The 7609-nt window shown below is 56.8% G+C and carries 8 protein-coding genes; 1 reads left to right on the plus strand and 7 read right to left on the minus strand.

From position 1 onward, the window contains the following. Window positions 1–33: 33 nt before the first annotated feature. The 3 genes from dapA to ACNKID_RS04430 form a co-directional block, all read right to left on the minus strand. Complete coding sequence (dapA, locus tag ACNKID_RS04420; protein ID WP_417912226.1) at window positions 34–924, minus strand: 4-hydroxy-tetrahydrodipicolinate synthase; 891 nt, start codon at window positions 922–924, stop codon at window positions 34–36. A 15-nt stretch (window positions 925–939) separates the two neighbouring features. Beyond that, the gene (gene dapF, locus ACNKID_RS04425; RefSeq protein WP_417912227.1) at window positions 940–1794 is read right to left on the minus strand and encodes a diaminopimelate epimerase; all 855 of its coding nucleotides are present in this window, start codon (window positions 1792–1794) and stop codon (window positions 940–942) included. Window positions 1795–1903: 109 nt separating this feature from the next. Continuing rightward, entirely contained in the window at window positions 1904–2452 is a 549-nt protein-coding gene (locus ACNKID_RS04430) for a YcbK family protein (RefSeq protein ID WP_417912228.1), read from the minus strand. Window positions 2453–2867: 415 nt separating this feature from the next. Between ACNKID_RS04430 and ACNKID_RS04435 the strand changes: the two genes are divergently transcribed. Beyond that, complete coding sequence (locus ACNKID_RS04435) at window positions 2868–4661, plus strand: DEAD/DEAH box helicase (protein WP_417912229.1); 1794 nt, start codon at window positions 2868–2870, stop codon at window positions 4659–4661. Between the two features lie 20 nt (window positions 4662–4681). Here the strand turns inward: ACNKID_RS04435 and ACNKID_RS04440 are convergent, their stop codons facing one another. From ACNKID_RS04440 to ACNKID_RS04455, 4 genes are all read right to left on the minus strand, one after another. Further along, the gene (locus tag ACNKID_RS04440; RefSeq protein ID WP_417912230.1) at window positions 4682–5962 is read right to left on the minus strand and encodes an MFS transporter; all 1281 of its coding nucleotides are present in this window, start codon (window positions 5960–5962) and stop codon (window positions 4682–4684) included. 263 nt (window positions 5963–6225) lie between these two features. Next, entirely contained in the window at window positions 6226–6366 is a 141-nt protein-coding gene (locus ACNKID_RS04445) for a hypothetical protein (RefSeq protein ID WP_417912231.1), read from the minus strand. 274 nt (window positions 6367–6640) lie between these two features. Further along, window positions 6641–7312 carry a TRADD-N-associated membrane domain-containing protein gene (locus ACNKID_RS04450; protein ID WP_417912232.1) on the minus strand — a complete coding sequence of 224 codons (672 nt, stop codon included), beginning with the start codon at window positions 7310–7312 and terminating at the stop codon, window positions 6641–6643. A gap of 48 nt (window positions 7313–7360) precedes the next feature. Further along, a partial coding sequence (locus tag ACNKID_RS04455; protein ID WP_417912233.1) for a type II toxin-antitoxin system YafQ family toxin occupies window positions 7361–7609 on the minus strand: 249 nt, incomplete at its 5' end.

Below are 7609 nucleotides of genomic sequence, written 5' to 3' on the forward strand. Positions count from 1 at the left end.
TTGTGCGCCGCCCCTGCAAAGGCGTTCAAGGCATCAAATCAGACCAAGCTTGCCCATCTCCGCTGTCAGCTTGCTCAGCGACGGCTCGTCCATCGCGGTCATAGGCAGGCGGACCTCAGGCGAGGCGATCTTGCCGAGCAGATGCGCCGCCTGCTTGGCTGGTGCCGGGCTTGGGTAGCAGAACATCGTGCCCATGAGCGGGAAGAGCTTGTAATGAATCTCCTTGGCGGCGGCGAGGTCGCCGCGCAAAGATGCCTCCATCAGCTCGGCCATCGCCTTTGGCATGACGTTGGAGACCACCGAAATAACCCCCTTGCCGCCGATCAGCACCGTGGGCATGGAGGTGAAATCATCGCCGGACAGGACAATGAAGTCCTTCGGGCAGATGCGGATGATCTCGGAAATCTGGTTCAGGCAGCCGCAGGCTTCCTTGATGCCGATGACATTGGGCAGCTCGGCCAAACGGGCCACGGTTGCGGGGGTCATGTTGACGACCGTGCGGCCCGGCACGTTGTACACCACCATCGGGATGTCCACTGCCTCGGCGATGGCCTTGAAATGCCGGTACAGCCCTTCCTGGCTGGGTTTGTTGTAATAGGGCACCACAGAGAGCACTGCGTCCGCGCCGCTCTCTTTGGCTGATTCGGTCAGCTCGATGGCCTCAAGGGTGTTGTTGGCCCCGGTTCCGGCAATAACTGGCACGCGGCCCGCCACAGTCTTGACGGTCAGCTCGATCACCCGCTTGTGCTCGGCGAAGCTGAGGGTGGCGGATTCGCCGGTGGTGCCGCAGGGCACAAGGCCATGAATGCCGCTCTCGATCTGAAAATTGATCAGATTGACCAGACTTTCCTCGTCAACCTTGCCGTCGCGCATCGGGGTGACGATGGCGGTGATCGCGCCCTGAATTCGTTGTGCTGCTGTCATCTCGTTCTCCTTGGATTAAAGCAATGCCTCGGCGGTCAGCTCGCCTTGATAGACCGCATGGGCAGGTCCTTTGAGGAAAACATTATAAACAATTGGCGCGGTTCCGCCAGTCTTATGCTCTGGCAGGCTGAATAAAATCGTTAGGCGGTCATTGCCGGAGGTGATGATTTCCACCGGCGAGGCGGCTTGGCCAAGCAGGGCGGCGATAATCGCGCTAGCAGCAGAGCCGGTGCCGCAGGCAAGGGTTTCATCTTCAACGCCGCGCTCGTAGGTGCGCACCTTGAACGCATCGCCGCGCTTCTGAACAAAGTTGACATTGGTGCCTGCGGGCTGAAAGGCTTCATGATAGCGAATCATCCTGCCAAGGCCGCGCACGTCGGTTTCTTCGATATTGTCGACAAAGACCACCGCATGGGGCACGCCGGTGTTGAGACTGTGCAGGGTGAGCGGAGCATTGTTGACGGTGATGGTCTGATGCAGGCGCAAGTCACGCGGCTCAGTCATCTTCACCGCCACCTCTTTGCCGGAAACTTCGGCCTCGATCAGCCCAGCCAAGGTCTCAAAGCGCATCTTGGCCGGAGCAATGCCCTGCATGAAGGCGAAGCGGGCAGCGCAGCGCGCTCCGTTGCCGCACATTTCCGCCACAGAGCCGTCGGCATTGAAAAATCGCCAGCGGAAATCTGCCTGCTCGGAATTCTCAATCAAAATCAGGCCGTCCGCGCCGACGGAAAACTTGCGGCGGCAGACAGCGGCGGCGAACTTGGACATAGAATCAGGTTCAATCAGCGGCTGGCGGTGGTCAACGAGGATAAAATCATTGCCGGTGCCGCTCATTTTGACAAATGGAATCGGGAAGTGAGCTGTGTTCATAAAAGAATATCTTCAGTTCGCAAAGAAACGGTATTTGATGATGCAAGTATATGGCGCGGAAGCCGTCTTTCAGGCCTATTTTTTGCCTTCTGATGCAAGCAAACCGCAGTTACCAGACGCGGAACCTGCCGGTGTCGATATGCACAAAATCTGAGGAGGCGTAATAGCCCACGCCACCCTGCTCCAAGGCCACCGCGCAATCACGCACCAGCCGGGTGTTTTTGCCGGTGAGGCGGATGTCCACCGCCTGCCCGTTCATGTGCAGACTGCGCTTGGCCACGCCGGCACTTTTGCCGCGCAGCCTCCGGTTGGTTTTTGGGGAGCGGTATCCTGAGATGATCTCGTAGGTGCTGCGGCAGCCGATTTCCTGCTGAATCTGCCAGAGGATGTCAAGTATGGCCGGGTCGATAGGATGCACCTCGCTGGTGCGGAAATCTCGGAGGTATTTGTTGATCTGACAGAGGGCTTTCAGATCGTGCACTCCGTTGCGGGCGTAGGTGATGTCAAGGCATTCGCGGGTGTGAGTATGATAAAAGGCCAAATTTTTTACACCTTCTTCTGCGCGGGGACGGGATGAGGCAAGGGCCGGAACGGTTTGCGTAAAAAGAATTCCAGCGGCAGCTTTGGCTCCAAGGGCAAGAAAAGAGCGTCTGTCCATGATGGATGGTTCTCGTTGGCAGATCAGGACGCAGGCAAGGGAAAAACAGCATCCTGCAAGATGTGTTTGTTGCTGCGGCTTGATACATTTTTTTTAACGGTATAAAAAATGAAACAGAGCGGAACATATTTTATTAAACAGAATATTGGCATCTCTGTCAACATCCCTCAGCGCGGAAACAATATCCGACGCTGAAGGACTCGCCAAGTTTGCGCTGCTGTGAGCGGCGGTCGAAAAAATCTGGCGGAAACAAAAAAACAGTTTGTTTTCTGGCGCGGCACAGTGTATCTTAGCAAATCTTCATTCATAGTCCACCTTGTCTCCTTTCCGCCGCAACCCGCGCCGCACAGAGCCTTCCTCTTGGAAGGACTGCGTATTTTTCCAACGGCATCTAGTTATCACAGGAACATTCTTTATGAGCAGCACATTTGCAGAGCTTGGCCTCAGCAGCGAGATACTCAACGCGCTTTCTGAACTCGGCTTCACCGAGCCTACTCCGATTCAGGAGCAGGCCATTCCGCTTATTTTAAAAAGTCACGCGGACATCGTCAGCTTGGCCCAGACCGGCACCGGCAAGACCGCCGCCTTCGGCCTGCCTTTAATCCAGCTCACCGACCCGGCGAGCCGACGGACGCAGGGCTTGGTCCTTTGTCCGACCAGAGAATTATGCATGCAGGTTTCACGGGATCTGGAATCTTTCTCACAAAAAATCAGCGGAATCAACATCGTTGCCGTCTATGGCGGAGCGAGCATTGAGCAGCAGAGCCGCGAGCTGCGGCGCGGGGCGCAGATCATCGTCGCCACGCCCGGACGGCTGCGCGACATGATCCGGCGCGGTCTGGCCGACATTGCCGCTGTCCGTTTCGTCGTGCTTGACGAGGCTGACGAGATGCTGAACATGGGCTTCCAAGAGGAGCTGAACGGGATATTGGCTGAAACCCCGGCTGAGAAAAACACCCTGCTTTTCTCAGCGACCATGTCGCGGGAAGTGGCGGACATCGCCAGCAAGTACATGAGCAATCCGGTCGAAGTCACGGTCGGGGCGCGCAACGCCGGCTCGGAGAACGTCAGCCACGAATACTATCTGATTCACCCCAGAGACCGCTATGCCTCCCTGAAGCGGGTTTTGGACAGCTGCCCGGAGATTTATGCCATCATCTTCTGCCGCACCCGCATGGACACACAGGAAATTGCGGACAAGCTGATTCAGGACGGCTACAAGGCCGATGCGCTGCATGGCGATCTGACCCAGAGCCAGCGTGATTTGGTGATGAAGAAATTCCACAGCCGCAATCTTCAGCTCTTGGTGGCCACTGATGTCGCCGCGCGCGGGCTGGACGTGAGCGATCTGACTCATGTCATCAACTACAGCCTGCCGGATGACGCGGCCAACTACACCCACCGCAGCGGTCGCACTGGCCGCGCTGGCCGGACCGGCATCTCAGTGGTGCTGGTGGATTCGCGTGAGCTGTACAAAATCCGTCAGTTGGAAAGCAGGCTGAAGCGGCAGTTCCAGCAGCGGCAGATTCCCAACGGCCAAGAGATTTGCCGCAAGCAGTTGGTCAGCCTGATTGAGCGCATCAGCGGCACAGCCGTGGATCAGGAGCAGATTGCGCCGCTCTATGCGGAAGTCGCCGGGCAGCTGGAACATCTGAGCCGGGAAGACTTGGTCAAGAAGATTATCGCCTTGGAGTTCGGCAGATTTATGGACTATTACCGCAATGCGCCGGACCTCAACCCCAGACCTTCGGAGCGGCGGCCAAGTCTGCGCAATGACGGCTTTGGCAAGACTTTTGGCGGGCGGGACACAAGAAAACCGCCGTTCGTGCGCGGGGGGACGGAAGGCGGCAGAGAGGAGCGGCCAAGACGGCCTTTTCTGGCGGACGAGCGCGGCGAGAGCAGGGAATTCGCCCAGTTCCATCTGAATGTGGGCCGCCGCAACGGCATTCTTCCAGAGAACCTGATCAGCATGATCAACGGGGTGCCGGGCTGCGGACGGATCAAAGTCGGCAAGATCGAAATCCAGCGCAACACCGCCATGCTGGAGGGCGAGAGCCGCTACATCGCTCAGATCGTCAGCGCTTTTGAGCAGGCGGATGTCAATGGCAAGCCGGTGACGGTCAAGGTTGTCCAGGAAAAGCCGGTGTTCCGGGGCGGTCGGCCGGACAACGGCAGGAAGTTCCGCCGGGAGAGCGAGCAGCACCGGTGAGCGTCTGCAAGGGGAGCTTTTCAGCTCCCCTTGCTGTTTTGCAGATGCCAGCTCCAAGTCAAACCGGGCAGGATATAGAGCAGAGCCAAGCCGAAAACGATGCGGCGCGGACTGATGCCTGTGTCCATGGCCGCGCCGGTGAGCCAGATGGAAAGGCTCAGCACCAAGGTGAGCATGGCCATTTCCGCTGAAAAGACCCGGCCCCGGAAGCGGTCTTCAACGCTGCGGTGAATCAGTGTGGTGCTGAAAACCCACTGCACCGAGCCTGCGGCATGACCGCAGCAGACCCAGAGCGCAGCCCAGAACATGTCCGGGGCCTGACTGAAGAGGAGGTAGGCGGCGGCGGAAAGAAAAAACGCTGCGCCCACTGCCTGCCGCATGGCCTTCTCGCTTTCCCCGATCAGCCGCCAGGCGAGGATCGGGCCGACTGCCGCGCCCACGCCGCGCATGGAGAACAATATCCCGCTTTTCCCGCCTTCTCCGCCTGCGCCGAAGACCTGCTCCCCAAAGACCGCCAGCATCACCAGCACCCCGCCTGCCAAGGCCCAGCCGCTCTTGATCAGCAGCAGCGCGGCAATTTTTGGCTGCGAGCGCACATACAGAAATCCTTCGCGCAAATCATGCCAGCCAGTGAGCCGTCTGATGGAGAAGGCGGCGGCAGGTGCTGTCTTGCGCTCTCTGTGCGGCAGGCAGACTGTGGCCATGACCGACGAAGAAAGGAGGAAGCTGACGCTGTCAGCAGCAATTGCCGCCTGCCAGCCGAGATGCGCGGTGAAAAAACCGCCCAAGGCCGCGCCGACAGCCAGCATTACCGACCACGACGCACCCGACAGCCCATTGGCAATGCCCAGCTCCTCCTTGCTGCACAAATTCGGCAGCGATGCCTGCCTGGCCGGGCTGTAGAACGTCCAGACCGCCTCCTGCGTGAAGGCGAGCAGATAAATCAGCCAGACCTGCGACTTGTCCTCAACGAACAGATAGCCGAGCACCAAGGCGGCCCGGATCAGATCGCAGCCGACCATGATGCCTTTGCGGCTGTAACGGTCAGCAATCACTCCTGCTGCCGGGCCAAAAACAGTCGGGGCCAGATGCTTGGCGATCAGAAACCAGCTCACAGCCTTGCCGGAGCCGGTGAGCTGACTGAGCAGGACAAAAATGGCAATGTAATTGAACCAGTCGCCAATCTGGCTGATGCTGCCGGAGAGCCAGTAGCGACGATAGCGGGCGTTGTTTCGCAGCAGACGGCAGTACGAGGAAATATGCCCGGCAACGTAGGGCGCGTCAGTTTTTTTGCTCTGCATGGAGCTGTCTCAGCTCTTCTTCTCTTGTTGTTCAGCTCCGGCAGACAGCGTGTGCAGCGGCGCGGGGATGAAGTGAGGTCTGGCGGGAAGGCGTTCCGTCTTGGCGGAACACGGATGCTGACAAGCGTAAAAGGAATGCTCCTACCCTGCAAGGAATAAATGCCGCCAGGCTCAGGCTTCCGGCAGAAAGTCCTCGTCCAGTAGCTCTTGACATGGGCTACCATGATGAGTTGAATTGCCTTGCGGCCAGGCAAAAGGCAGTTTCAGTCCGGCAAAAAACGGATGCTGCTTGGCAGCAAAGGGATTTTAGTCGGCAGCAGTTGCCTGCTGGCAAGCCGAAGGCGAATGTTGCCGGGCAGCAAAAGCATGTTGCCGAGCAACAGGAACATGTTGTTCGGCAGCAACGAGCTGCTGTTTGTCAGAAACCTTGTTCTGCTTGACAGCAGCCTTTTGCAGCCGAACAACAACAGGCCGCTGCTGATCCGCAGCCAGTTGCTGCTTGCTGCCAACGAGACGATAATCAGCGCATACCTTCTGTTATTTTGCCAAGTTGTCAAACAGCAAAAGGCAGAATGGCGGCGGCCTGCTCAGTCTTCCAAATTCCCCCAGACCGAAACTCTGTCGCAACGGCGCAGGGAGTGTCAGCTTTTCTTGCTCGGCATCAGAGGCGGGCAGCAATCACTTCCCGCCGCTTTTATGCAGATCCGCGTTGGTGGCATCAATCAGCGCGGTGATGCTGTTGACGATTTTCTCGTAGGATTTCTTTCTGACTTCATCGTCCTTCACATCTTCCGCAAGCCGCTGCGCCATAACGATATGATCATTGATGACCGGCTGAGTGAAATAGCGGTTGAGCTGCGTGAGCGACAGCTTGTGGACATCAAGAAAGGTTGTGGTGATGTACGCGCTGATGCCGCCCCCGATGGCAGAAATGGCTGCGCCCGCAGCAACATGGTTGGCGGTTGGATCTGCGAGGATGAAACTGCCGCCCCAGAACATGAAGCCCATGCCAGCAGACATGGAGAGGATGGCGAAGAAGAATGAAAACGTTGCGCGGGTTCGTGTTTCCTGCTGATACTTTTCAATCTGCTTGCTGTAGAGATTGAAAAGATTGCCTAGAATGATACGTTGCTGACTCTCTTGGATTATTCTGCTGATACTGTCAGCTTGTTCTTTCAGGTCGGCGTGTGATTCATGTAGCGATAATATCGTCTGTTTTATGGACTCAGAGTCAATATCATATACTTTCTTCTCGGCATCTTCAAGCTTCCTCTCAGTATTCTGTGATTCACGCAGTCCATGAACGAATGTCACAACAATCGTAATAATAATGGCAACAAGCCCAGCCATTGCTCCTATGTATTTTATTATATCCATATTTGTAAGCATTTTTGATTATCAATAGACTTCCTTATGATGCCCGACATTCACCAAGATAATCTCTTCAGCGGAAAAATAAAACTCCAAGGTGATGCGGAACGAAATGTTGATGGAGACTGAGTGCAGATGCTTCAGCTTGCCTTGAAGCTGGTGCATCCTAAGCGAAGGATGCTGCGGATTCACTTCCAATATCTTCAGCGTCTTCTCGTATCGAGAGATCAGCTCCGGGTGCTTTTTGACAAAGCGGGCCGCCCTCTTCAAGTAGCT

The sequence above is a fragment of the Candidatus Electronema sp. TJ genome (assembly GCF_048287355.1).
Lineage (GTDB): Bacteria > Desulfobacterota > Desulfobulbia > Desulfobulbales > Desulfobulbaceae > Electronema.

Bases quoted from the DNA above. Each gene is read 5' to 3' on its own strand.
- dapA (WP_417912226.1), bottom strand. From the start codon at position 924: ATGACAGCAGCACAACGAATTCAGGGCGCGATCACCGCCATCGTCACC.
- dapF (WP_417912227.1), bottom strand. From the start codon at position 1,794: ATGAACACAGCTCACTTCCCGATTCCATTTGTCAAAATGAGCGGCACC.
- ACNKID_RS04430 (WP_417912228.1), bottom strand. From the start codon at position 2,452: ATGGACAGACGCTCTTTTCTTGCCCTTGGAGCCAAAGCTGCCGCTGGA.
- ACNKID_RS04435 (WP_417912229.1), top strand. From the start codon at position 2,868: ATGAGCAGCACATTTGCAGAGCTTGGCCTCAGCAGCGAGATACTCAAC.
- ACNKID_RS04440 (WP_417912230.1), bottom strand. From the start codon at position 5,962: ATGCAGAGCAAAAAAACTGACGCGCCCTACGTTGCCGGGCATATTTCC.
- ACNKID_RS04450 (WP_417912232.1), bottom strand. From the start codon at position 7,312: ATGGCTGGGCTTGTTGCCATTATTATTACGATTGTTGTGACATTCGTT.